The 26,143-nt window shown below is 34.9% G+C and carries 23 protein-coding genes; 6 read left to right on the top strand and 17 right to left on the bottom strand.

Features of this window, described 5'->3' with window-relative positions; all coding sequences use genetic code 11:
- Nucleotides 1–15: 15 nt before the first annotated feature.
- The 7 genes from AC1RPT_RS01440 to AC1RPT_RS01410 all read right to left on the bottom strand — a co-directional run bounded on the left by AC1RPT_RS01440 (nt 16) and on the right by AC1RPT_RS01410 (nt 8,466).
- Complete coding sequence (locus AC1RPT_RS01440; protein WP_003588255.1) at nt 16–1,107, bottom strand: GmrSD restriction endonuclease domain-containing protein; 1,092 nt, start codon at nt 1,105–1,107, stop codon at nt 16–18.
- The gene (locus AC1RPT_RS01435; RefSeq protein ID WP_481760909.1) at nt 1,097–2,059 is read right to left on the bottom strand and encodes an adenine-specific methyltransferase EcoRI family protein; all 963 of its coding nucleotides are present in this window, start codon (nt 2,057–2,059) and stop codon (nt 1,097–1,099) included. The genes AC1RPT_RS01440 and AC1RPT_RS01435 overlap by 11 nt, the downstream gene beginning before the upstream one ends.
- Before the next feature lie 17 nt (nt 2,060–2,076).
- Entirely contained in the window at nt 2,077–2,988 is a 912-nt protein-coding gene (locus tag AC1RPT_RS01430; RefSeq protein ID WP_481760910.1) for an abortive infection family protein, read from the bottom strand.
- Between the two features lie 297 nt (nt 2,989–3,285).
- Complete coding sequence (guaA, locus tag AC1RPT_RS01425; protein ID WP_481761138.1) at nt 3,286–4,827, bottom strand: glutamine-hydrolyzing GMP synthase; 1,542 nt, start codon at nt 4,825–4,827, stop codon at nt 3,286–3,288.
- 133 nt (nt 4,828–4,960) lie between these two features.
- Nucleotides 4,961–5,881 (bottom strand): type I pantothenate kinase, encoded by a 921-nt coding sequence (coaA, locus tag AC1RPT_RS01420; protein ID WP_481760911.1) that lies wholly within the window; start codon nt 5,879–5,881, stop codon nt 4,961–4,963.
- A gap of 62 nt (nt 5,882–5,943) precedes the next feature.
- Nucleotides 5,944–8,235 (bottom strand): RNA polymerase recycling motor HelD, encoded by a 2,292-nt coding sequence (gene helD, locus AC1RPT_RS01415; RefSeq protein ID WP_481760912.1) that lies wholly within the window; start codon nt 8,233–8,235, stop codon nt 5,944–5,946.
- A gap of 87 nt (nt 8,236–8,322) precedes the next feature.
- Nucleotides 8,323–8,466, bottom strand: a complete 144-nt coding sequence (locus tag AC1RPT_RS01410; protein WP_481760913.1) for a hypothetical protein — start codon at nt 8,464–8,466, stop codon at nt 8,323–8,325.
- 178 nt (nt 8,467–8,644) lie between these two features.
- Here AC1RPT_RS01410 and AC1RPT_RS01405 point away from each other — a divergent pair, with 178 nt between their 5' ends.
- Together AC1RPT_RS01405 and AC1RPT_RS01400 are read left to right on the top strand one after the other, a co-directional pair.
- Nucleotides 8,645–9,304, top strand: coding sequence for a VTT domain-containing protein (locus AC1RPT_RS01405; RefSeq protein WP_481760914.1), 660 nt, complete (start codon nt 8,645–8,647; stop codon nt 9,302–9,304).
- A gap of 71 nt (nt 9,305–9,375) precedes the next feature.
- Entirely contained in the window at nt 9,376–10,038 is a 663-nt protein-coding gene (locus AC1RPT_RS01400) for a histidine phosphatase family protein (protein ID WP_481760915.1), read from the top strand.
- Nucleotides 10,039–10,084: 46 nt separating this feature from the next.
- Here the strand turns inward: AC1RPT_RS01400 and AC1RPT_RS01395 are convergent, their stop codons facing one another.
- Entirely contained in the window at nt 10,085–10,816 is a 732-nt protein-coding gene (locus AC1RPT_RS01395) for a deoxynucleoside kinase (protein ID WP_481760916.1), read from the bottom strand.
- Nucleotides 10,817–11,099: 283 nt separating this feature from the next.
- Here AC1RPT_RS01395 and AC1RPT_RS01390 point away from each other — a divergent pair, with 283 nt between their 5' ends.
- On the top strand, nt 11,100–11,768 hold the full coding sequence (locus tag AC1RPT_RS01390; RefSeq protein ID WP_481762398.1) for a histidine phosphatase family protein: 669 nt from the start codon (nt 11,100–11,102) through the stop codon (nt 11,766–11,768).
- Nucleotides 11,769–11,818: 50 nt separating this feature from the next.
- On the opposite strand, the gene AC1RPT_RS01385 is transcribed toward AC1RPT_RS01390, so the two are convergent.
- Nucleotides 11,819–13,618: an ABC transporter permease gene (locus AC1RPT_RS01385; protein WP_481760918.1), complete on the bottom strand. Its 1,800-nt coding sequence runs from the start codon at nt 13,616–13,618 to the stop codon at nt 11,819–11,821.
- Between the two features lie 22 nt (nt 13,619–13,640).
- A complete protein-coding gene (locus AC1RPT_RS01380) occupies nt 13,641–14,396 on the bottom strand; it encodes an ABC transporter ATP-binding protein (protein WP_481760919.1) in 756 nt (251 codons plus the stop codon).
- A 223-nt stretch (nt 14,397–14,619) separates the two neighbouring features.
- Here AC1RPT_RS01380 and AC1RPT_RS01375 point away from each other — a divergent pair, with 223 nt between their 5' ends.
- Nucleotides 14,620–16,062 carry an APC family permease gene (locus AC1RPT_RS01375; RefSeq protein WP_481760920.1) on the top strand — a complete coding sequence of 481 codons (1,443 nt, stop codon included), beginning with the start codon at nt 14,620–14,622 and terminating at the stop codon, nt 16,060–16,062.
- A gap of 52 nt (nt 16,063–16,114) precedes the next feature.
- Here the strand turns inward: AC1RPT_RS01375 and AC1RPT_RS01370 are convergent, their stop codons facing one another.
- The 7 genes from AC1RPT_RS01370 to AC1RPT_RS01340 all read right to left on the bottom strand — a co-directional run bounded on the left by AC1RPT_RS01370 (nt 16,115) and on the right by AC1RPT_RS01340 (nt 23,069).
- Nucleotides 16,115–16,465: a hypothetical protein gene (locus AC1RPT_RS01370; protein ID WP_481760921.1), complete on the bottom strand. Its 351-nt coding sequence runs from the start codon at nt 16,463–16,465 to the stop codon at nt 16,115–16,117.
- 219 nt (nt 16,466–16,684) lie between these two features.
- Nucleotides 16,685–17,059, bottom strand: a complete 375-nt coding sequence (locus AC1RPT_RS01365; RefSeq protein ID WP_481762170.1) for a hypothetical protein — start codon at nt 17,057–17,059, stop codon at nt 16,685–16,687.
- 252 nt (nt 17,060–17,311) lie between these two features.
- Nucleotides 17,312–18,271, bottom strand: coding sequence for an ABC transporter ATP-binding protein (locus AC1RPT_RS01360; RefSeq protein ID WP_481760923.1), 960 nt, complete (start codon nt 18,269–18,271; stop codon nt 17,312–17,314).
- A 19-nt stretch (nt 18,272–18,290) separates the two neighbouring features.
- Nucleotides 18,291–19,358 (bottom strand): ABC transporter ATP-binding protein, encoded by a 1,068-nt coding sequence (locus tag AC1RPT_RS01355; RefSeq protein ID WP_481760924.1) that lies wholly within the window; start codon nt 19,356–19,358, stop codon nt 18,291–18,293.
- Between the two features lie 10 nt (nt 19,359–19,368).
- Nucleotides 19,369–20,394, bottom strand: coding sequence for an oligopeptide ABC transporter permease (gene opp3C / locus AC1RPT_RS01350; protein WP_481760925.1), 1,026 nt, complete (start codon nt 20,392–20,394; stop codon nt 19,369–19,371).
- A 2-nt stretch (nt 20,395–20,396) separates the two neighbouring features.
- Nucleotides 20,397–21,326: an oligopeptide ABC transporter permease gene (gene opp3b / locus AC1RPT_RS01345; RefSeq protein WP_409021660.1), complete on the bottom strand. Its 930-nt coding sequence runs from the start codon at nt 21,324–21,326 to the stop codon at nt 20,397–20,399.
- 99 nt (nt 21,327–21,425) lie between these two features.
- Nucleotides 21,426–23,069, bottom strand: a complete 1,644-nt coding sequence (locus AC1RPT_RS01340; RefSeq protein ID WP_481760926.1) for a peptide ABC transporter substrate-binding protein — start codon at nt 23,067–23,069, stop codon at nt 21,426–21,428.
- Between the two features lie 299 nt (nt 23,070–23,368).
- On the opposite strand from AC1RPT_RS01340, the gene hflX reads away from it, so the two are divergent.
- Together hflX and AC1RPT_RS01330 are read left to right on the top strand one after the other, a co-directional pair.
- Nucleotides 23,369–24,640, top strand: coding sequence for a GTPase HflX (gene hflX, locus AC1RPT_RS01335; RefSeq protein ID WP_481760927.1), 1,272 nt, complete (start codon nt 23,369–23,371; stop codon nt 24,638–24,640).
- Nucleotides 24,641–24,786: 146 nt separating this feature from the next.
- The gene (locus tag AC1RPT_RS01330) at nt 24,787–26,124 is read left to right on the top strand and encodes an APC family permease (protein ID WP_481761139.1); all 1,338 of its coding nucleotides are present in this window, start codon (nt 24,787–24,789) and stop codon (nt 26,122–26,124) included.
- Nucleotides 26,125–26,143: the final 19 nt, after the last annotated feature.

Raw genomic sequence — 26,143 nt, 5'->3', positions numbered from 1 at the left:
ATTAGCTCCTTGGCATTATACTCCGGATTTTTTTCGATTGTCGTCTTTGCACAGCATTTGCAAATTGGAGAGTACTGTATGCCCACCTTGAGACCAAGGAGTAATATGATCGCCCTCCATCTCGTCGTACTCAAAATGCTTGCCGCATACCGGACAGATTCCATTCTGTTTTGCGTATGCTGCTCGCTTGTCCTTAGGCTTAAATGCCCGAATTGATAATACGCGCTCTGGCCCGCCAAGCACGTACTCAAATATCCCCTTCTGCTTGGTAACATCCTCGTCCTCTATCAGCTCGCTAACTCTAGCTTCGAGCGTAGCCGGATTATACGTATTCTCATGATAAGTATCGTATAGAAACCCCCATTCAATCCCCTTCATCAGCTTACGATAGTTAGGAAAAATAGAGGTTGTCCAATTAATTACGTTTTGAAAGTATAGCCACAGTTCGATTGCCGTTTCATCGTGCTGGTGCTGCGCCATGTACTCCTCAAGCTCAATATCCTGTTTCGACGAGATCCACTTGAGTGTGGTTTCCAAAAAGTCTTGTCGAATAGCAGAACCATTTAAATAGTCGCCGCCAATCTGATATGCGGGACACTGTGATTTCGAAAAGTACTTCTTGGCATCTGTCAACCATGGCCCCGTATAGATTGCATTTCTAAGTTCTTGTGCAGTAAGCTGTTCCCCAACAGTATTGATCACTTTGAACCAATCCAATTTTTCTCGATCTGTACCAGTACAAATATAAACCGTCAGAGGATAGTCCAATATTTGCTGCTGTTCTTCCTGTGTGAGCGTGTGAAAGTACTGGAAATTGATGGAGTAATCACCCTGTACAAATTGACATATTGAGATTGTTCGCTGCTGTCCATCTAAAATTTCATAGTGTCCATCTTCTGCAACAACCCAATACATAACATTCAGTGGGAACCCCTTGCGGACGGTATTAATAACTTCATCACGTTGCTTAGGTTTGTAGACGAATTCACGCTGAAAGGCCGGACGAATATTTAATTTTCCGTCATATCCATATACACCATCTTCATCGGAATCTACATATCCGTTTACGATTTGGCTTACTGGAATATCCTTTTTCTCAATTTGCATGCGTTTGGCCTCCCTTGTTGCGAATTAACACTCTCTTGTACATTGATTTAACGGTGCCATCTTTTTTAGTCAACAAAAGCCCTGAACTTTTTACATCAACAATTTCAAACTGATCTGGATTGTACCGCGTCATGTAAGTAATTGGCACACCAATGACACCAAAGTAGTCACAAGGAATATCCGCAACACGGGATACCTCAATGGCATCATAGTTATCATATTTTGGATATATCTCTGGAGAATAGTTCTTGAAGATTGTCAGCTTTTCGTGACGTTGTGTCGTATCTAAGTTGGTATACCAGCAAATGTTTCCCATTCTCCGCCATTTTTGTCCATTTTCATCAATCTTGAAATCCGTTTTCTTCGCCTCATAGCTTTCAGGTACCTTAAACCAAAAGTGTCCAGAATTGTACCCTAGCCAAATTTCGTTGGCCATAATTAAAGGCAGTACCTCTTTATAGGTAATTGCGTTGAGATTACCAATCACTAGGAATGTTTTGTGAAAAGCTCTTAACTGTGCGATGTAATCAGTAAATAGACTGAAAGGGGGATTGGTTACGACAATATCGGCTTCTTTAAGTAACTGAATTGCTTCCGGACTTCGAAAATCGCCATCTCCAGTTAGTGGTGTTTCAACGTAATCCGGTAAAAATGCAAGTTGTCCAATCTTGTCATCTTGTCTAATTATTTCCAATTTATAACTGGGTTTGTCGGATTCATAGTGCGTAGATATTAGTTTTTTTAGGCCTAACATGTAAAAGTTAATCTGAAAGTATTTCCAGAAATTACTGATGGCTGGATCATCACAATTACAAAACACAACCTTATCCTTGAAATACTCACGATAATGGCGTAGCTCGTTTTCAATCATTGAAATATTAGTATAAAACTCATCTGTTTTTCCAGCACGTGATACATGAAGGTTACTGTTTGTTTGCTTTTTCACGTTCATTACTCCAATTTATTATTTTATCTCTGTACATGTCTGTCATTGACTCTGAGATAGTAGGTAGCCAGACTAACAGACGTATTGAGTAGTAGTTCCGCCTCTGCTGCCTGAATTTTTACTCGTTCATTGCTAGCATGTGCATCGCCATCTTTATTGCGCATTTCTGCGATTAAATCGGTGATTCCATTTAAGTGACTAATCATTTTCGTAATACGTGGATTCCACTCCCGAGAAGGTCTCATTCCCAATGTTTTAACCACCAAATTACGATATTGACCAATATCGCCATTACGCTTACACTTTACGTCGTTATCGGACAATATTTGAAGAAACACCTCTTCGATAAGTGTTCTAGCCTTTGTAACTACGCTGTCAAAATCATTATCCTGCAAGTCATCTTGTCCCTGCGCCAACAACTCTGAAATGTATCCTGAATTGATCCTCTTGATCGGCACGAGGACTTTTACATTCTCATCTGCTGCGATAATTTCCCACGAATTACCACTAGATACGAGTTTTAAGTTGCTGTAGAGAAGAATGGCGTTTATCTCTCTGATTACGCGCTGCTTAATTGCGTCTGCTACAATCAGGATGTCCTTAGATTCATCACCAGTAAGGCCTTCCAGAATAAAGTTATCAATTTCCTTCAGTTGCGAAAACTGACTTCCAGAAAGATACTCATTAATCACCGGTCGCAACTGTGCTGGTGAAAATAGAAACGATAATAAAGAAGCCGTTCGATCATTTGCATGAGTTGCACTGATTATCGAACTCATTCGGCGTAATCTGTTTGAACCTTCTGGATTTGGAGAACCAAATCTGGATCCCAGAGCGTCAAGATCTGCATTTGTTCGGTAAGTTATCCACGGTCGGTCAATCAAGAAAGTTGTAATATCTGTGTTTTCCAGTAATTCAAAATTTTCTGACTCCAATGCCTTTCCCCCCACAGTATTAATAACTTATTTAATTATATATCCTAAGCCCATAAATACCAAGCACTCTACTGTGTATTCTCGCAAGTTCATTTTTCCGCCAGACTAAAAAAGGCCACCAGAACCAAGTAAGTTCTAGCAGTCTTAAATGAGTTTTCGATTGATTGTCCACCATAATTAGGCGGAGTTTCGGCGGAGCACCATATTTTTTTGGCGGAGTTGGCGGAGTTTGAGCTGCCTTGAGCAAATCCAAAATGCCTCTGTATCACTCTTTCTAGCTCAAATTGGCCTACATCGCTATTCCCATTCGATTGTTGAAGGCGGCTTGCTCGTAATATCATACACGATGCGGTTAACATGTGCGACTTCGTTTACAATACGGACTGAGATTTTTTGTAAGACATCCCAAGGGATTCTAGCAAAATCAGCAGTCATACCATCAATTGAAGTAACACCACGGATACCAACTGTGTAGTCATAAGTACGTCCATCGCCCATCACACCAACACTTCTAATGCCCGGTAAGACAGTAAAGTATTGCCAGATTTCACGATCAAGACCAGCATTTTTAATTTCTTCACGTAAAATTAAATCACTATCTCTAACGATTGTTAATTTTTCTTCAGTAATTTCACCAAGAACACGAATTCCAAGACCAGGGCCTGGGAATGGTTGACGCCATACTAATTCTTCACTCATACCCATTTTTTCGCCAAGTTCACGAACTTCATCTTTGAATAATGTTCGCAATGGTTCGATTAAGCTAAATTGCATATCATCAGGAAGGCCACCAACATTATGATGAGATTTAATTGTTTGGGCAGTATCTGTCCCAGATTCAATCACATCAGTGTAAAGTGTTCCTTGAGCCAAGAAGTCAATTCCTTTTAACTTAGTAGCTTCATCATCAAAGACACGGATGAATTCATTACCAATTGTTTTACGTTTCGTTTCAGGATCAGAAATTCCTTCTAATTTACCTAAGAAACGTTCTTGAGCATCAACTTTAATGATATTCAAGCCAAATTTACCGCCAAGCATTTCCATAACTTGATCAGCTTCATTTTTACGAAGTAAACCATGATCAACGAAAATACTTGTTAGTTGGTTACCAATTGCTTTGTGCAATAAAACACCAACAACTGAAGAATCAACCCCACCTGATAAACCAAGAAGGACTTTTTTATCACCAACAGTTTCGCGGATTTTAGCAATTTGTAAATCAATAAAATCAGCCATTGACCAGTTACTTTCAGCTTCACAAACATCAAATGCGAAACGACGTAAAATGTCATCCCCAAATTCAGTGTTGCGAACTTCAGTATGGAATTGAAGGCCATAGAATTTCTTATCAAGATTTTGCATTGCAGAAATAGGACAGTTAACAGAAGTTGCAACTGATGTAAAACCATCAGGAACTTCTGTTACTAAGTCACCATGACTCATCCAAACTGTTTGTTCAGCTGGTAATCCTTTGAATAAAGTTCCTTCTGGATTAGTAACCTCAATTTCAGCCTTACCATATTCTTTGTTATCTGCACTTTCAACTTTACCACCTGGCATTGTATATGCCATTAGTTGCATACCGTAACAGATACCTAAGATAGGAATACCTAATTCAAAGATTTCAGGATCTACTCTGAGTGCATCTTCATCATAAACACTATTTGGGCCACCAGAAAAAATGATACCTTTAGGGGCAATCTCTTTTATTTCGGCTGCACTAATCTTGTGTGATAACAATTCAGAATAAATTCCGAATTCACGTACACGACGAGTAATTAATTGATTATATTGACTACCAAAATCAAGAACGATAATTTTGTCGAAATCTTGCATGCTAACGTTGGCCAAAAATAGTCACCTCTTCATATTTTTTAGTTTCTTATTACGTCTATTCTACTGATTGAAACCCACTTGGTCAATCGTTTGATTTAATTTTCATGAAAATCTGTGAAAATATCTCTATTTTCTAATATTTGCGTAAATAAACGGTATTAATTCGATGCTCATCTGTCTTCTCTAAAATAAGATCAGCACGATTTCTGGTTGGTAAAATGAACTCTTGTAAGTTCTTTAAATTCACGGTTTTCCAGACATTACGTGCCAACTTAAATGCTTCATCGTGGTTACCAATCGCATAATCATAATAGTAATTTCCAGGTTTCTGAAAAGAGGTGTTCAAAAGAACACCAAAACGTTCCAAATACCATTTTTCAATTAAGTCAGCATCAGCATCAACATAAATTGAATAATCAAAGAAATCACTAACATACAATTGTTGGTTACTTGGTAATTGTAAAACATTAATCCCTTCAACAATCAAAATATCTGGTTGATTAATTGTTTGTACCATTCCAGGTACAATATCATAACTATCATGTGAATATACTGGTGCTTCAGTTTTCAGACCACTTTTCACGTCGTTTAAAAATAGAATTAGTTTTTCCATGTCATAACTTTCTGGAAAACCTTTACGGTCCAAGATATTCTGGTGAATTAGTGTTTCATTAGGATATAAAAAGCCATCCGTTGTAATTGCTTGAACCTTTTTTGTTGGGTATAACGCTGTGAGTAATAATTGCAACAAACGTGCCGTTGTACTTTTACCCACTGCAACACTACCCGTAATTCCAATCACAAAAGGCCATTTTTGATCTTTAATTCCTAGAAAATCTGCTTTTTTTGATTGCAAATCTTGCTTACCCAACAATGTCATATTTAATAAATGAACCAATGGCATGTAAATTTCCTGCACATCTTGAACTGATATCTTATCATTAACAGATTGAATTTCATTCAATTTTTGTTGTGACAAATCAATCTGTTTCGTTTTATAAAAGCCACGCCATTCATCCCTTGGAATTTTATAATAATTCATTTGTTTATCCATTTTAACAATCCTCTAATAAAAATGACCTATCAGTTTCCGCAATAGGTCATTTCTTCCATAGCTTATTTTAAACTATATAAACTTTTTGAAACATGGTCAAATAATGGTGATAATTCTTTTTCAGCATAAACAGTTAGTCGATGCATTGCTCTTGAACAAATCGTATAAACTAATTGACGCTCGTCTTCTTCATGATAGTTAATCTTTGAAGCGCCCCACATAACAACCGCATCAAATTCCAAACCTTTAGCTAGGAAAGCTGGCACAATAATCGTTCCATCGGCCAAACGTTGATTTTCCGTTTTAATCAATGTAACTGGCACGCCCTCGGCTTGTAATTGTTCATACAATTCTGTACATTCAGCTAATGATTTAGCGATGATTGCCGTTGTTAGATGATCATCCACATTTTGTTGTACTTGTTTTTCTAAATCGTGAACTAATTTATCAGAATTATTATCCACAGTCATTGTGGGTAAGTCACCTTGTCGGTTAAATGACGTCACTGATTCACCATTTATCAACACTTCTTTTGTGAAATCTGTGATTTGTTGTGTTGAACGATATGATTTCGTCAATTGCACGACTTTGGTTTTATCAGCTGGGAATAAATGTCCCAATTCTGATAGTAAACTCTTACTATTTTCTTTTGTGAAAATAGCCTGGTTTAAATCACCAAGCAGTGTAAACTTAGCTCTTGGGAACCCTTCCTTCAAGAAAGCTAATTGAAATGCCGTGTAGTCTTGAATTTCATCAATAAAGACGTAACGGACATCTGTTTCACCATGCTTACCCGTCATACGATCAAATAAGTATAAGTATGGCGTAACGTCATGCATCGATATTTGACGATTTTTTAAACGTGACACAACTTCAGCCACATCTGCTTGCCATTCTTCTACAGTAACATTATAGTCACTCAAATTAAGATACTTAGGCACATTGTGTAAAAAGTTCACATATTGTGAACTGATATTTAAGAATCGATTGCGCACAATTGCTCTGTGCACACTTGTAAATTGGCGCATAACTAAAGTACGCGTTAAGAAACGCATTTCTTTATCACCGCTTGCAAATTCGCGGTCTTGGTCTCCATACAAATCATTCAATTGTTCTTTAGACATATCTTGAATTGCTTTTTCAACCCATTCTAACTTAGCCTCAGCTTCAATTCGACGATTCAATAATTTAACTAATGATTCACGTGTTGCTTCTAATCTTGTCCGTAAATGATAATTTTCATTATATTTATAGTAGATACCTTTTATTTTATCTTTTGAAATAAAGACTTCATTATTGAATTTAATATCTCTGAACTTCATGTCTGCTTGTTCCAAATGTTCTGAATAAGCAGTTGAGGCATTAAAGAATGCCAAACTATTTTTCAGAACTTGAATACGTTTTTTAGCAGGCGCATTGTCTTCTTCAAAGCGTTCTTGTAACGTTTCAACTTGCATATTTGGTAAACGTCTTGATGCATATTGGAAATAAGTCATTTGAACCATATTTTGTTCACCAAGTTCTGGCAACACTTGATCAATATAATCATTAAATAATTGATTAGGTGAGAATAAAACAACTTGACTAGCTGTTAAATTACCGCGGTAACGGTACAGCAAGTAAGCCACACGTTGTAATACAGCTGAGGTTTTACCCGAACCAGCTGCACCTTGAACAAATAATAATTCAGCTTTTACATCTCGAATAATTTGATTTTGTTCCTTCTGAATCGTCGTTACGATACTCTTCATCTTTGTATCAGCAGAATCATTCAAGACGTCTAATAACATCTGATCACCAACAGCTTCATCAGTATCAAATATCGTTTCAATTTGGCCATCTTCAATTACGAATTGACGTTTCAATGAAACATCTACTGTTTGATCACCATCAGGAGTTTGGTAAGTGACATCACCTAGTCCGCCATCGTAATAAACACTCGATATGGGTGCACGCCAATCATAAACCATAAAGTGTTCAGGTCGATCAGCAAAAGAGCCCAAGCCAATATAGATTGTTTCTTTTTTATTAGTTCCTTCTTGAATGTTTAAACGTGCAAAATAAGGTTTCTTTTCTAATTTCTTTAAAATGTCTAAACGAGAAGTTGCGTTTTTCCAACTCGTTTCACGTTCAGCTAATAACTGTTGTTGCTGACGAACAGACATTGCTGTATCAATCATTCCAGTGTATGTTGTCGTATTGATATGAACATCACTTGTAAATTCGCCATTAATCGATCGTGCTTCACTTTCAGCGTACTTTATTTCATTTTGACGTTTAACTTCAGCATCTTTTATTTTAACAATAACATCATCAAGATGTGCTTGTTCTTCGATTTTAATTTCATCAGCCATTTCTCAATACCCCACTTTACATGATTTTATTAGGCCTAATAGTGTATCATTTTTTTATAATCAACTCAAATAGGCAACTAATTGAACTTATTTCTTATTTGGTAGGAATTGGTCAACTACGATTCCAACAGCTAATCCAATTAATGTTGCGACAGCAATTTTACTTATCACAATCCCAATAATTAGACCAATTAAAGTTGTCATTCCTGCAATTAAAGTGTGTCTAGTCATATTGACCTCCAAAAATTTAATATATCTAGTATACCAGTATCGAAACCTGTTTAACACTGGTGACCTCTTATAGTGAGACAAATCTTAATAAAAGCTAAATATCAGTTAAAATAATAGCCTTTTTTTTAATTTCAGTTTAATATAATGAGTAAGACTAAAACGATTGGAGGGCCTGACAATGTTCGAACAAGCTTGGTTTTTCTTCACCCATTTCGAAAATTATTTAGGACCTCTTTTCCAGACTTTAGGTAACTGGAGTTACTTAATTCTTTTTGTACTTATCTTTGCCGAAACAGGTCTTGTTGTTTTTCCTTTTCTACCTGGTGAGTCGCTACTCTTTTTCACTAGTTCCATTGCCGCCTACTCAACAGATACCATTGATATTCGGGTATTAGTCCCAATATTCTTTTTTGCCGCACTCTCTGGAGATGCCGTGAATTTTGAAATTGGTCGACATTTAAATAAATTACCTTTCTTTAAAAAAAGAATCCCCCCTGAAAAGATGGAAATCGCCAAAAGTTTTTTCAAAAAACATGGTGCAAAAACAGTCGTATTTGGACGCTTTATCCCATTAATTAGAACTTTTGTGCCACTTATTTCTGGTACTATTCAAATGAATTACAGACATTTTAGTATTTTCAACTTAATTGGCGTCTCACTTTGGGTAGCCATTGGAAGTGGCGTCGGTTACTACTTCGGCGCAATTCCATTTGTTAAGGATCATTTTTCTATTATTTTCCTTTCAATTGCCGGGATAGCATTACTTCCAGTGGTCTTAGCTGGGTTAGTACAACTTACGAAATTTTTACTTAGAAAAAAACTTGATGCTAAATTCTAGGATAAGCTTTTTAGAATAATCGTTTTCTTTAGCGTATAATGGGGCTATCACATAAACTTCAGGAGGTTCTCATGCCATTTACAGTCTATCTCGTTCGCCATGGTCAAACCATTTTCAATAAATATAATCGGATGCAAGGTTGGTCCGATTCACCACTTACAGAAAAAGGCATTAACGACGGCCACACTACTGGAAAAAAATTATCACAAATTCAGTTTGCTAATGCATACAGTAGTGATACAACCCGCGCAAATCGTACAGCTAACTACATTTTATCTGAAAATGAAAACTCTTCAGATTTAATTGTTACAACATCTGAGTTTCTTAGAGAGCAAGGCTATGGTTACTATGAAGGTGCCGATTCTTCTCAAGCTTGGTTTGTTGTTGGTAAGCCACATGGCGCTGCTAATTTCACTGAGATTTTGCAAAAATTTTCAATTGAAGAGGCACGTGACTTCTTCAAAGAAATCGATCCTTTCCATGATGCTGAAGACGATGCCGATTTTTGGGCACGTCGTAATAAAGGTTTTGATTTATTGCGTAAAGATGCTAAAGATGGCGATAACGTTTTAGTTGTCAGTCATGGGACAACAATCAGAAGTATCGTTTCTCATTTTGCACCCGAAATTGATATTACAATGAGCCCTAAAAACGGTAGTGTAACTAAGTTAATCGTTGATGACAATTCAGTTAAAGTTGAATATTTCAATCATCACGATGATGATAAAATCTAAATAAAAAAGGAGTAACCAATTTTTAAAATTGGTTACTCCTTTTAGTTTAAATTGATTTACGTTGTGTCTTGTAATCGATAACTTCTTTTTCAGATAAATTACCTAATTCTTGTAATTTATCTTCAATAATATTTAAAACAATATTACGATCAGCTTCATTTTCAACAAAATCGTATTTATCGCCATCAATAACTAAAAATTCAGAAACGTCATATTCTTTTTCCCAATCTTCATAATAGCGAAGTAATGTTTTATAGTATTCAACCAATGAGTGGTCAGTTTCAATTTGTTCATAATCACGGCCACGTTTTTGAATACGATTAACCATTGTTTCATAAGAAACTTTAATCATAACCATCAAATCGGGTGATTTTTTATGTGCAGCATAAGGTAACTCTTCAAGCATATTTTCTAATAAATCTTGATAGATGTTATATTCAACAGTTGTGGCATTACCCATTTCTGTATTCATCTTCATAAAAATAGCATCTTCATAAATTGAACGATCAAGAACATTATTATCTTCTTGCATTGCTGCTTTAATCATTCTGAAACGACGATTCAAAAAGAAAGTTTGTAATAAGTAAGCGTAGGGATTTGTTGCTTCCTTATCCCCTGCTTCACGTTTTTTTGCAGCGATTTCGTTACCTTTGTAAAATAAAGGTAATACCGGGTTATCTGTAACAGGTTCGTAAAAAGCCTCTACCCCAAGTTCTTCAGATAAAATTTTTGTCATACTAGATTTTCCTGAACCAATAATACCAGCCAACGTAATCAAAATAATAAACACTCCTTCTTGAATAGTTAATACAATTTATGCAGTTAAAACAATTAGATTTAGACTTGTAATTAATATCTCATTCGGTATCATCTTACTAGTAGTCATAAATAATCTCATATTTTAATTCTCCGTTTATTTAGTATACATTGGATTAAATAAAATAAAAGTCTTTTCTTTTTCTAAAATTAATGCATTAAGTGAGACTATTCATCAAAAACCAGACAGCTCTAAGTACCTTTTTTATTTACAAATTAAATATTTATTTATGAAAGGATTTCATATGTCATTTACCGTTTATATGGTTCGTCATGGCCAAACTTTTTTTAACTCTTTCCAGAGAATGCAAGGCTGGTGTGACTCTCCACTTACAGATAAGGGAATCAACGATGCCACCCATTCAGGAAAACTTTTACGCGATAAATCATTTAATGCCATTTATCGAAGTGACACAATGCGTACAAAAAAAACACTAAGCCATATTTTAAGTGAAACGAATGTTGAAGAAAATGCACAGTTAACACCAATTGAAACAGCACTTTTTAGAGAAGAATATTATGGCTCATTTGAAGGCCAAGATACTGCAGCTGTTATGCAAACAGTTGGTACACCTTTTAATTGTCAAACCTTCAATGATATTCTTGAAAAATATTCCATCGAAGACTCACGTGATTTCATAAAAAGTGCTGACCCTTTTAATTTAGCTGAAAATGACCAAGAATTTTGGAATCGCTATGATCATGCTTTTGATTTTTTACGCACTAACCAAAATAATAATGACAACGTTCTATTAGTTGGTCACGGGACAGCAATTAGAAGTATCGTTTCACGATACGCACCTAATATTGATATATCATCTAGTCCTAAAAATGGTAGCGTCACTAAATTAATCGTTCATCACGATACAATTGAAGTTAGCTATTATGGTAATTTTGGCGAACAACCCATCTAAATAAAGAGAGGTGAATACTCAGTTTTAAAAACTGAATATTCACCTCTTTTTTATTTTTTTAATACCATCCCTTTATATAAGGTAACTGTTACCCAATAATATCCCAAATAGAGAACTGCAAAAATAATAAATGGAATCGTTATATGTGAATATGGATCTGGAATTAATTCCTTGAACATTTGTAGTCCGAATAAAACGTGGATTACACCGACAATTCCAGGTAAGAAGAATAAGATGCCAATTTCGCGCCTAATTGATTTTTTCATTAGTCGTTGCTTAGCGCCTAATTGGTTCAATAAATCATATCGTTTTTTATCCGTTGCCGCACTAGACAATATTTTAAACATAAGAACACTTGCTAACATTGCCAACATCGCAACGCCTAAGAAGAATCCAATGAATTCTAATCCGCCATAAATGCCGTTAGCCAACTGATATACGACATACTTATTCATAAAATAAGATGAATTATCTAACTGATTTTTAGGTATTTCTTCGCTCAATGCTTTTAAGATTTCTTTATTATCTTTAAATGATGCTAACCTAACAGTATGGATACGTTGTGTCTTCGCCGAAACAGCTGAAAATGATGCGTCAGAGACAAGTACTGGATTTAACATATCAGGGGATTCCAATGTAGTTCTAACAGCATTTCCCCATAGATTATCCTCATTTTTAGCTGTCATTTTGGCAGGGTCAACTTTAATAAATTTACCGGTAGCCGTTCCCGTTTCCGTGAAATCAAGCGTGTACAATGGTGATTTCACAAAGTCAGATTTTTTAAAATAACGGACAGAACCAACTTTTTTTGCTTCATAAATGGACTCTTTTTTATCAGTCAATTGACTAAGTAATTTTTTCTCTTTTGTTGATGGATTTTGGACAACAACATCATATGGGGAAGTAGAAGTAGCTGTTTGATCAACCACACCAGAGAATCCCATCCCAACAGTTATTGCGCCTAATGCTAGTGCAAATAACATCGCAACCATTGTTAGAACCCGATTTAATGAACCTAATCGAAAGCTAAGTTGCCCTAATAAAAAGGTATTTAATTGCTTTTCAGAAAATCCCTTATTACGTTTTAATAATTGAACCAATCCACTAAATAATGAATTGAAAATTAAAAATGTCCCAATCAAAATTGTTACGACTGACCCAATAAATCCAGCCATTTGAAACAGTGCTAAATGACTTAATAAATAATAGCCACTTGCAATTAAACCTAATCCTAAGATACTTTGAATTAAGATATTATAAGATTTTAGCTTTTTACCTTGTGGTTGTTCTGCTTCATTTAATAATTTTAAGATAGGCGTTCTTAACAAGCTTTGTCGATTAAATATAGCAGCAATCATGAAAAGAATAACGAAGAAAAGCATTGTTATTAGGATTGCTGGGAAATAAAAAGCTTGAAAAGAATGCGGTGCAAGATCCATTTTATCTACTAAAAATTGGCTAACGCCATATGTCAGTCCAATACCAACTAAAATACCAACAGCTGTTGCAATTAAGCCAATAATTAAAGTTTCAGTGAAAATTAAGCGCCCAATCTTACGCTTTTTAGCGCCTAGCATCATGAACATCCCATAATCTCTTTGACGCATGCTCATTAAAAATGTATTCGCATAGATAATATAAAACAGTGTAATAATTGCAAGTAGTACAGAACCTACTTGGAAAATCATTGCTGCAAATTTTATCGTCGCATTTTGTTTAATAAATTCTTGATTAGTTGCTAATGCTTCAAACATGTAAAAGATTGCTGAAGCCATAATGAGTCCTGATAACAAGATTAGATAATCTTTAAAGCGACTCTTAATTCCAGTTAAGGATAATTTTAATAACATATTGTTTCCTCCCTTCTTAAAATTATTGTTCACTCTTAGCTAGTTCATTTAAAATTTCTTGATAAAACTCTGTTCGCGTATTCGTTCCTTGAATCAATTCTCGACCAATCTTACCATCTTTAATAAAGAGAATTCGTTGACAGTAACTCGCACTAACAGCGTCATGAGTCACCATCAAAATTGATACTTGATCATTTTTATTTAAACTTTCCATCGTTGATAGGAGTGACTTTGCACTTTTAGAATCCAAAGCACCTGTTGGTTCATCTGCTAATAAGATTGCAGGATTATGGACTAAAGCACGAGCTGCTGCAACTCGTTGCTTTTGGCCACCAGATAATTCAGTTGGAAATTGTCCAAGAACACTATCTATCCCCAGTGTTTTCGTTAATTTATCAATACGTTCTTGATATTTAGAAATAGACGCATTCTGTAATGATAGTGGCAATGTTATATTTTCAGCTGCCGTTAAGTTATCTAGCAGGTTAAAACTTTGGAAAATAAAGCCAATTTGTTGTGCTCTAAAATCTGATAGTTTATCGCCACGCATCATTGAGATATCCTGATTATTAATCTCAATTTGTCCTGAAGTCGGCTGGTCTAGTGTTGATAATAAGTTAAGTAATGTTGATTTACCTGATCCTGATGCCCCCATGATACCAATAAATTCACCCTGTTCGACAGAAAAATTAATCCCTTTTAAGGCTTCCGTTTTCTTCTCTTTATTCTTACCGTAGACTTTTTTAACATCTTTTGCGCTTACAACTATTTCTTTCATTTTATTAGTCCTCCATTTATATTTATCATTTTACTATATGTGTACTATTATACATAGTACACATTAAATAGCAATTTTTATTATCGTTAATTCTTAACTTAATTCTCATTAAAACGATTACATTTTATATTAATTTAATTTTTCATGGAAATTAATTAGTCAGTTCACTATACTTATAAATTGTTAGTTTAATTTACATAGTTATTTATCACGGGAGGTACTTATGGAAAACGAGAAAAAAACATTTATATCGTGGCCAGTTTTGGCATTAATGTCATTCGTAACAGTTATTGGCTTCGACGATATCGTCTATAACTTTCAAAATCAAGGTATGGGCGTTATTACATCTTGGATCATTTTATTGCTATTATATGTAATTCCCTATTCTTTAATGGTAGGACAATTAGGTTCCGTCTTTAATTCAGAAGGTGGCGGTTTAAGTTCATGGGTTCGCGGAACTCGTGGCGAAAAACTAGGTTACTTTACGGCATGGACTTATTGGGCTGCTTCGATTCCTTACGTTGTTGATACCGCTAATTCAGTCGTTGTTGGCTTTGGTTGGTTATTTAACGGAAGTAATGCACTCGAAGATAGTTTATCAACAGCTATGTTCGCGTTAATAACATTAGTAATCTTCGTTGGTTTCATTTTTGTTCAACGTTTCTTCAAAGGTTCATTAGAATTTTTAGGTCTTATTGGTGGTGGTACCATGTTCATCCTCACAATTTTATATGTTGTAATGGCATTTGGCTCATTATTAACACCTTCAGGTCGTATTGCAACAACAAATATGAGCTGGCACACACTAATTCCTAAATTTGATTTACATTATTTCACAACAATTGGTTTATTAATTTATGCGATTAATGGTGCAGAATTAATTGCGCCATTTGTCACAAAAATGAAAAAACCTAAAAAAGATTTCCCTAAAGCCATGATTATGTTAACCGTTATGACAATCTTCTTAACAGTTTTCGGCTCATTCGCACTTGGGATTTTCTTCAATGCCCATAACATTCCTAATGATTTTAAAATGAATGGTTCGTACTACGCATTCCTTCGTTTAGGAGATCAATTTCATATGGGTAGTTGGTTAATGTATGCCTTCGCTATTACTCAAATTGTGTACATGTGTGCTCTTCTAGCTGTTCTTCTTGACGCTATGACTCGCATGCTTATCTCTGACACAGGCGCTCGTTATATGCCTAAGAAATTACTTAAAGTTAACAAAGATGGTTTACCAATTAATGGGTACATTTTAACTTGTACTTTAAGTGCCTTCATTCTCTTCTTGGGTGTCTTCTTGCCAGATATGAATACAATCTTTAATTGGTTACTGAACTTGAATGGAATTATTTCACCAGGTGTCACTTGTTGGATTTTCTTCGCCTTCATGCAGATCCGTAAAAATAGTGCTAAATATCCATCAGAATATGTCTTCATTAAAAATGACAAATTAGCTTACGCTGTTGGTTTATGGTGCTTAGTTGTTACTGTTTTGGCAACAGTCTTTGGGATTATTCCTCAAGATGTCGAGATGGGTAGCTCACTATTCTACTACCAGTTAGCCATCAATATTATTAGTGTCGTTGTTCTTATCGGTCTTGGATTCATTATGCCAATGATTGCTGAACGTGAACGTAAAAGAGATGGTATTAAAGATTAAATTCAAAAACGCTATGACTACTTAATTAAAAGTAGTCATAGCGTTTTTGAATTTAATCTTTTATTATTATGCCATCTACACCTATTGACTCACAAATCGTTAAAAACCTCACATCTTCTAGATTTTCAAAATGAACGTGATAGTATTTAAACCACTCACGATATTCTTTATAGGTTGTTATAATTTGATTGGCCTCATTTTTATCATTTTTTAAATCATTGAATAGCGCTCTACGATCCTCATTAAATCCATAAAATGCTGTGTAAGTCGCAATACTTTCAAGAAACACATCAGAAATAATTTCCCAACTCATTTGATTCTCCGGAATATTTCTTTCCTCTAATAATAGCCTCACATCATACGGTAATGCGTTTACATTTTTTATTCCTTCACCTAAACTCATTCGATTACCCCCCGATAATTGCAATTAATATACCACACCCTTCTCATCGATAACAAGCACTTGGCTTGTTATCTATTTTAATTTTTTCTGCGTCTTATAAAAACAAAAAAAGCTTAACAATATTGTTAAGCTTGCCGTATATTTTAAGTTCGCATTTTAAGTTAAATTAATTTTATATTCTAACTTTTTTTTACTTAATTTCTTGTATGATAGCATTTCTTAATTATTACTTGCATATGCTTGTTGACCATCATACCATTCACAGACAGTTAGAAATCTTAATTTCGAAAAACAATTAACATTAGCCTGATATTTTTCGAACCAATTACGATAATACCGATATTGCTTAATTAACTGCGCGGCCTCTTCTGGATTTTGTTTCAATTCATCAAATAGCTGCTTTCTATCATCGTTAAATCCATAGAATTCAGTAAAATTAATTGTACTTTTAATAAATAAATCGAATAATACGGCTAAATCATTATCTTTTTCGCAGAGACGCCCCTCTTGAAAAAGTAATTGTACATCATACGGTAATTCTTTGTACGCTTCATTATATACTTCTGTATCATCTATCATGTTGGGTGCTCCCATTCTCCCCACCATATAAAACCCTTTGTTCCACATAACGTTTTAGTTGAACCTTTTATTCATTCCCAAATCAAAAAATAGTTATGTCGTTACCTAATTCTAATACATCTAGTATACATTATTTTATGCATAATTACCTAAAATTTTTATACTTCCTTTAATATATTTAAGATACTCATACAATTAATAGTTTACACCCTTTTTAAAATCAAAAAAGACCTTTTCAAAAATTCTTGAAAAGATCTTTCTGATTTATTATTCAGCTTCTTCTGCCAAAGTATTGGCAGCTCGTTCCTTATACATAGGGATTTCATCTTCACTTGCTAAAACAAAATGTTCTGGCGAAATTTCAACCATTCGACGTTTTTTACCATCTGCCTCAACTGACGAATCGTATGGTACTGGAATGCGATTACGTTCAAATTCAGGGTCAGGAACAGGAACGGCCGAGATTAAACTGGCTGTATAATCGTGTAAAGGATGTGTATATATTTCGTCTGCAGGAGCTATTTCTAATAACTTACCATAATGCATCACACCAATTCGATCACTGATATATTTAACCATTGATAAATCATGTGCAATAAACAAATATGTTAAGTTATGTTCAATTTGTAATTCCTTCAACAAATTAACAACCTGCGCTTGAATTGAAACATCTAATGCAGAAATAGGTTCATCTGCGATGATAAACTTAGGTTCTACAGCTAAAGCACGAGCAATACCAATACGTTGGCGTTGGCCACCTGAAAATTCATGGGGGTAGCGGCTAGAATGATCTTTATTCAATCCAACTGTTTCTAATAATTCTTCAACACGTTTCGCACGTGCTTCATCATTGGCAGCTAAATGGTGAATATCTATTCCTTCTGCCACAATATCTTTAACTTTCATTCGTGGATTTAGTGATGCATATGGATCTTGAAAAATCATTTGCATGTCACGGCGAAATTGTAATTTATCTTTTTTAGACTTAATTTTACGAATATCAACACCATCAAAATCAATTTTACCATCAGTTGGTTCATATAAATTGATGATACTACGACCTGTTGTTGTTTTACCAGACCCTGACTCGCCCACCAAGCCAAATGTCTCGCCTTCATAAATATCAAATGAAATATCATCGATAGCTTTCACTTCGTCTGGTTTGCCGACATTAAAATATTGTTTTAAATGACGGACTTTTAAAATTTTATTTTTCTTTTGTTCCACTATGTTCAGCTCCCCTTCCTTAGTTTTCTACCAAATTTTGATTCGCTTTAATTTTTGTTTCTTGTTGTTTTGCAAAAATTTTATACCGTCTTTGAATTTCAACTGGCGGCGTTACTTTAGGTGCATCTGGATGCAACAACCATGTAGCTGCTGCATGTGTTGGTGAAACATCGAAGAATGGTGGTTGTTGTTCTGTATCAATCTTCATAGCGTACTCATTCCGAGCGGCAAATGCATCCCCTTTTGGTGGATCCAATAAATCAGGAGGTGTACCTGGAATTGCGTACAGATGTTCACTATCAAGTGTTGGCATTGAATTCAATAAGCCCCAAGTATATGGATGTTGTGGGTTATAAAAGACCTCATCGACTGTCCCATATTCAACAATCCGACCTGCATACATAACCGCTACACGATTAGCCATACCAGCAACAACCCCTAGATCATGGGTAATGAAAATAATTGATGTTTCAATTTTTGCTTGTAATTCTTTCATTAATTCCAAAATCTGTGCTTGGATGGTTACATCTAAAGCTGTTGTTGGTTCATCAGCAATTAAAATTTCTGGATAACAAACTAATGAAATCGCAATAACAATTCGTTGGCGTTGACCACCAGAAAATTGATGTGGATAGTCCTTAAAGCGTTTTTTAGCATCTGTAATCCCAACTAACTTCAAAATTTCCAAGGCTTGCGCCATTGCTTTTTCTTTTTTTACATGTTTATGCTTCATTAATGGTTCAGCAATTTGTCTACCAATTCTCATAGTAGGATCTAAAGAAGTCATTGGGTCTTGGAAAATCATTGCGATATCTTTACCACGAATGTTTTCCATTTGTTTTTCTGATTTTTTAAGTAAATCTTCACCATGAAAAAGAATTTCTCCACCCATAACTTCTGCATTATTAGCTAATAATCCCATTAAACTTTTTGTTGTAACGGATTTACCGGAACCTGATTCACCAACGATTGCTAAAGTTTCACCTTTAGCCAGATGAAAACTAACATCACGTATGGCTTTAACATCTCCAGCATACGTATGAAAATTAATTTCTAGATTGTTAACTTCTAAAATATTTTCTGCCATTTTTCAACACCTACTCTTTCGTTTTTGGATCAAAGGCATCACGGAGTCCATCACCTAATAAGTTGAAGGCAACCATGATAATACATAAAACAATTGCTGGATACCACATTTGGTATGGTAAAAACTGGAAATTCTTTTGACCATCATTCAATAATGACCCAAGTGAAGCTTGAGGAGCACTAATCCCAATTCCGATGAAACTTAAGAAAGCTTCGAAGAAAATAGCACTAGGAATTGTAAACATTGTTTGAATAATAATCACACTCGATAAGTTAGGTAGTAAATGTTTCACTGCAATTTTTACGGGTGACTCGCCTAAAGTTCGAGCTGCAAGAATATATTCTTGATCTTTTAATTTCAACGTTTGTGCCCGAACTAATCGAGCCATCGTTGTCCAACCAGTCACTGCAATTGCTAAAATAATTGATGTTAAACCTGGTTTGAAAACCAATAACATTAAAACAATAACGACCAAGTTAGGTACCGATGAAATAATTTCGATGATTCGCTGCATGAATGTATCAACACGTCCGCCACGCCAACCGGACAAGATTCCATAAGCAACACCGACTCCTAAATCGACTAATGCAGCAACTAGTGCCACGATTAAGGAAATCTTAGTTCCATACATAATTCTTGATAACAAATCACGTCCAAAAACATCCGTTCCTAAAATAAAGTATTTATCTTTTGGAATACTATTTTGTTCATAAGCATCATACCAGCTACCTGATGATGTTTTTAACTTTCCATTTAATCCATCTATTGGTACACCAGGAATTTTAGGTGGTAAATTTGTATACTCAACATTTTGTTCTGTTGCACTATGTGGTGCTAAAATGGGGGATCCAAATGCCAAAATAAAAATTGCAACCAGGACCCAAAGTGAGATAAAAGCCCCTTTATTTTTCTTCAACCGACGCCAAGCATCCTGAACGAAAGTCAACGACGGTGCAGCAATTTTTTCATTATCAATAGCGTTATTTTTATCTAACGGTTCAAATGCATCTACTGGTAGGTCAATTTTATCTGCCATCGTTAATTTCTCCTTCCAGTTAATCGAATTCTTGGGTCAATAATACCGTAAATGATATCTGTTAATAAGATAACAACTACTAGTCCAGCTGAATAAAGCATTGTAACACCCATGATTGTGGGGAAATCATTTGTCAAAATTGATTTTACGAATTGTTCACCAATTCCAGGAATTGAGAATATATTTTCAACAACCATTGAACCAGTCATTAATGCAACCGTATAAGGGCCGATTAATGTTACTAAAGGAATTAAACTATTACGTAAAGCATGGTGGAATACAACGCCAAACTTTGTTAATCCTTTAGCCTTAGCCAGTTCAATGTAATCACTGCTTAGGACATCCACCATCTCGGTTCGAATGAACCTGGCCGTCTCCGCCAGTGGGCCAACCCCTAAAGCAATTGTCGGTAGAATCGTGTAACTGAATCCGCCCCAATCAGCAATTGGTAACCAGCCTAACTTTAATCCTACGTAATACTGTAATAAAACAGCTAAGACGAAAGAAGGAATTGAGATACCTAAGATTGATAAAATTGTTGAAGAAGTATCAATCCAAGTATTTTTGTTAATCGCACCAATGGCACCAATCACAATTCCAATAACTATTCCGAAGATGATAGCTTGTAATCCAAGTTGTCCGGATGGTCCAATACGGCTTGAAATTAGGTATGACACAGGTTGATTACTGTATTGGAATGACGTTCCTAAATCACCCTTAACTAATCCCACTAAGTAAATGAGATATTGTTGCCATACGGGTTTATTCAATCCATATTGTTCATTCATAATCTGTAATTGCTCAGTTGTCATTTTTTGCTGATTCGCATAAGGTGATCCAGGCATTAACTTCATTAAAAAGAAGGTAATGGTTGCGACTAAAAACAACGTCAGTAGCATATAAAAAATTCGTTTAACTAGGTATTTACCCATAATTCTGACCCTCACTTTTGCTTTATTATGTAATTAAAACAAGTCAGAATTAGCCGTGGTAGCTAACTCTCACTTGTTAAATTTTAACACGTTAATTAATTATTTAGTAACATAAGCATCTTTGAAATTGTAATTGATACCAGCTCCATTGTAGATAACACCTTTAACTGTTGATCTTAATAATTGAGCTTGAGCCATTTGGTAAAGAGGTGCAATTCCTTGATCTTTCATCAAGATTTTTTCAGCCTTAACTAAATCATCCCAACGTTTATCTGCATTACTTGCATCTGTTGTTTTTGAAGCTTTAATCAATGCATCATATTCACTATTTTTCCATTTACCTGCATTTTGTGAATTATCTGAAGTAAATAAATCTAAGAATGAGATTGGGTCTGAGAAATCAGCACCCCATGCTGTAACAACAATATCGAAATCACCACTAGTTGATTTTGCTAAACGTGATTTGAATGGGATATTTGTTAATGTTACATCCGCACCATCTAAGTTATCTTCAATCGCATTTTGTAAAAATTCATTTGTTTTCTTAGCTTTATCAGTATCATCACTTAGAAGTGAGAAACTAGCTTTTGTAACACCAACTTCTTTTAATCCTGCTTTCCATAATTCTTTTGCTTTTGCAATGTCTGTATTTGCAGTTGATTTAACGGTTGATTCTTTTGCAAAATCTTCGCCTGTTTTAGGATTTGAAGCAAGACCTGATGATACTAAACCTGTCGCAACAGTTGAGCCATCCCCTAAAATTTTATCAACAAATTGTTTTCTGTTGATAACTAATGAAATAGCTTGACGAATCTTTTGGTTATTAAATAATTTATTCTTTTGATTGTATTGTAAGTAGAACGTTGATGCTTGTTTACGTGTGATATAGTCTTTATCTGTTTTCAATGTTTTAGCTTGTTCAGCAGATAAATTCGTCATATCTAATTTTTGACTTTGGTATAAATTATAGCTTGTTGTATTATCTTTAGAAACTTGGAAATTCATTTGTGTTAGCTTAACTGCTTTTTTATCCCAATAAGTGTCATTTTTCTTTAGGTCCCAAGTTAAGTTAGTTCCTGTCCAATCATTTAATGTAAATGGACCATTGTAAACCATGTATTTGCTTTGTGTGCCATATTTAGAACCATACTTTTCAACAACTTTTTGATTTTGTGGATAGAACGTTGGGAAGCCCATCAATAATTTGAAATATGGTACTTTTTTATCAAGTGTTACAACTAATGTATGTTTGTCAGTTGCTTTGATTCCCAATGTTGATGGCGCCATCTTACCCGCGCTGATTGCATCATAATTTTTAATCCCTGAGAAGAGGTAACCATATTGTGAAGCTGTCTTAGGATTAACGGTCCGTTGCCATGAATAAACAAAATCTTTAGCCGTTACATCGTCTCCGTTGCTCCATTTTGAATCACGAAGTTTAAATGTATAAGTCATGCCATCTTTTGAAACGGTTGTTTTAGTTGCAAGTGCATTTGACACTTTACTGTTCTTACCAATTCTGTATAAACCTTCATTAGTATTGTTCAACATGTTAAAGCTAACTGTATCCGTTGCTGTCGATAAATCCATCGATGGTAATTCAGCTGTTTCAGACCAATTAATAACCTGTTTATCAGCGAGTTCTTTACTATCTGAAGATGAAGATTTAGATCCACACGCTGCCAAGACAATGACAGACAATGCTAGCACACCACTTAATTTCAAAACTGACTTTAACTTCATAATATGACCTCTCCTTTTTTATTTACCTTTTCTTAACGTAGGTTTATCTTACATTAGAAAAAGATTAAAATCAACATTAAACTCTAATTTAATTAAAAAGAGATTCAAGCGCCTTTAAAAAAGCCGTTTAACTATATAAAATATTCAACTCATAACATTTGCACGTTGTTAAAATGAGAGTTTGGCCATTTTTATTCATTAATTCTCATTTAATTCAGTTAACTTATTTTGATGTTCGAATATTTTTTTGAATAAATGTTATACTTAACCTATTAATTAAGTTCCACGAGGAGGTTCTCATGAAAGAAACTTATTCTACAGAAATACCAGTTATTGACGTTTTCATTGCTGGTATCGAAAAACAACGTGAAAATTTAGATTATACAATGTCTGAATTAGCTGCATTAGTCGAAGCTAACAACATGCATGCTGTTGAAGACATTCGTCAGAAATTAGATCGACCAACTGCTGCCCTTTACTTTGGTAAAGGTAAAGCTGAAGAATTCAAGACTGAAAGTGAAGCACAAGGTGTGAAAATTTTAGTTGTAAACGACGAATTATCACCAACTCAAATTCGTAACCTTGAAGCTGCATCAGGTATGGAAGTTATGGATCGTACAGGCCTGATTTTAGCTATTTTTGCTTCAAGAGCACAATCACGCGAAGCAAAACTCCAAGTTCAAATGGCTCAACTTCAATATCAGTTACCTCGTTTAAGAGGGATGCAAGATAAACTAGATCAACAATCTGGTGGTGGACTCGCTAACCGTGGTGCTGGCGAAACGAAGATTGAATTAGATCGTCGTGTGATTGAAAATCGGATTAACCACATTAAAAAAGATCTTGCTGAAATGGACAAAGAAGAATCTACTAGACGTAAACAACGTGATAAATCTGGTATTCCGACTGTTGCATTAGTTGGTTATACTAATTCAGGTAAATCAACGACAATGAACGGCTTGCTTCGTCTAATCGGACAAGATGATGACAAACAAGTTTTTGAAAAGAATATGTTGTTTGCTACATTAGATACAAGTGTCCGTAATATTCAATTTGAAGATAAAAAACAAATTTTATTGAGCGATACTGTTGGTTTTGTCAGCAAATTGCCTCACCAATTAGTAAAAGCTTTCCGTACAACCTTGGCTGAAGCTGCACAAGCTGATTTACTTATCCAAGTGATTGACGTGGCTGATAAACATGCTGAGGAAATGATTCAAACAACTGAAGATACATTAAAAGCTATTGGCGTCGAAAACATTCCGATGATTTATGCCTATAATAAAGCTGATTTAGCAAATATTGATTATCCTACTTTCTCAGATGATAAATTCACTTATAGTGCGCGTGATGAAAAATCACTTAATCAATTAGTAGATATCATTAAAAAGAATGTCTTTAAAGATAACGAAATTATGACTGTTCTTATCCCATTTGATAAAGGTCAACTTGTTGATTTAATCAATGAAAAGGCAACTATCTTAGAAACAGATTATGAAGAATCAGGTACAAAATTAAAGATTGATGCAACAAAAACTATTGCAACCCAATTGCAAGATTACATCGTTTAAAATAATTCTATAAAAAGAGTGCGTGAATCGGTCTGAAATAGCCGATTCACGCACTCTTTTTTGTCGTCATAATCATATCTAGTTTATTGCATGATTCCCGCTGTTATGCTAAAATGCAACTATTCATTTTAGAAAAGGAGGATTCAATTTTGGAAAAAAAACCAGCAGTTGGACTTAACAGATCGTTAGGTCTATGGTCAGCATTATCAATCGTAATCGGAACTGTTATTGGTTCTGGTATCTTCTTTAAACAAGCTTCGGTACTTGACTACACCGGCTCTACTACAAATGCCCTGCTCGCATGGCTATGTGGTGGTATCATAACCTTAACCGCTGGACTAACTGTTGCTGAAATTGGATCTCAAATTCCAGAAACCGGTGGATTATATATCTACATGGAAAAAATTTACGGTAAAATTTGGGGTTTCTTAGCTGGTTGGATGCAAGTTATCGTGTATGGACCAGCTATGATTGCTGCGTTAGGCGCGTACCTTGCTATTTTAATAGTAGATTTCTTTAGTATTCCAGCTGGTTATTCTCATTTAATCGCATTAATTGCAGTCATTTCTATTGGCTTCCTAAATATGCTATCAAATCGTTATGGTGCTTCATTCCAGATTATTACAACTATTTGTAAATTATTCCCTATTGCTGCTATTATTATTTTTGGTTTATTTTTTGGCAATGCAAATGCACTTGGCCAATCTGTTGCAACTGTCAGTCACTCTACAAATAATTTTGGTGTTGGTATACTAGCTACTTTATTTGCTTATGATGGTTGGATTCTGATTGCTAATATGGGTGATGAAATTAAAAATCCTAAAAAGACATTACCTAGAGCTATTGTTTTAGGAATTTCAATTGTTCTTCTTATTTATATTCTTGTTTCGTTCAGTATTATGCGTGTCATGCCTGCTAGTCAAATCCATCAACTAGGCGAAAATGCAACACCACAATTTGCTAAGATTGCCTTTGGCCAACTTGGTGGAAAAATTATGAATATCGGTGTCATTATTTCTATTCTTGGTTGTATGAACGGTAAAATCATGACATTCCCTCGAATTATGTGGGCAATGGGTAAGAACAAACAATTACCTTTCCATAAAGAAATATCTTATTTACATCCAAAATCACATTCACCTGTTATTGCAACATGTGTGGCTTTAAGTATTGCAGCGATTATGATTTTATTTTTTGATGCTGATCGCTTATCTGAAATTTGTATTTTTACAGTTTATTGCTTTTATGTTATGACTTTCGTCGGCCTCTTTATCTTACGCCGTCGGAATAAAGGAACAGATTTAAAACGTGTTTTCTCAGTTCCATTGTTCCCCATAACACCTATTGTTGCTATCTTAGGTGCAGCCTTCGTTTTAGTTAGCGAAGTTCAATCAGATATTGTAGGTGTTTTAATTTCATTTACAATTGTTGCACTTGGTATCCCGGTTTATTTATACGAAACACATAAAAATAAAGATCTATAATAAAAAATGTGTAATGACA

This window comes from Dellaglioa sp. CoH-56-MRSF-11 (assembly GCF_056782135.1).
This window is presented reverse-complemented; position numbering and strand designations above follow the sequence as displayed.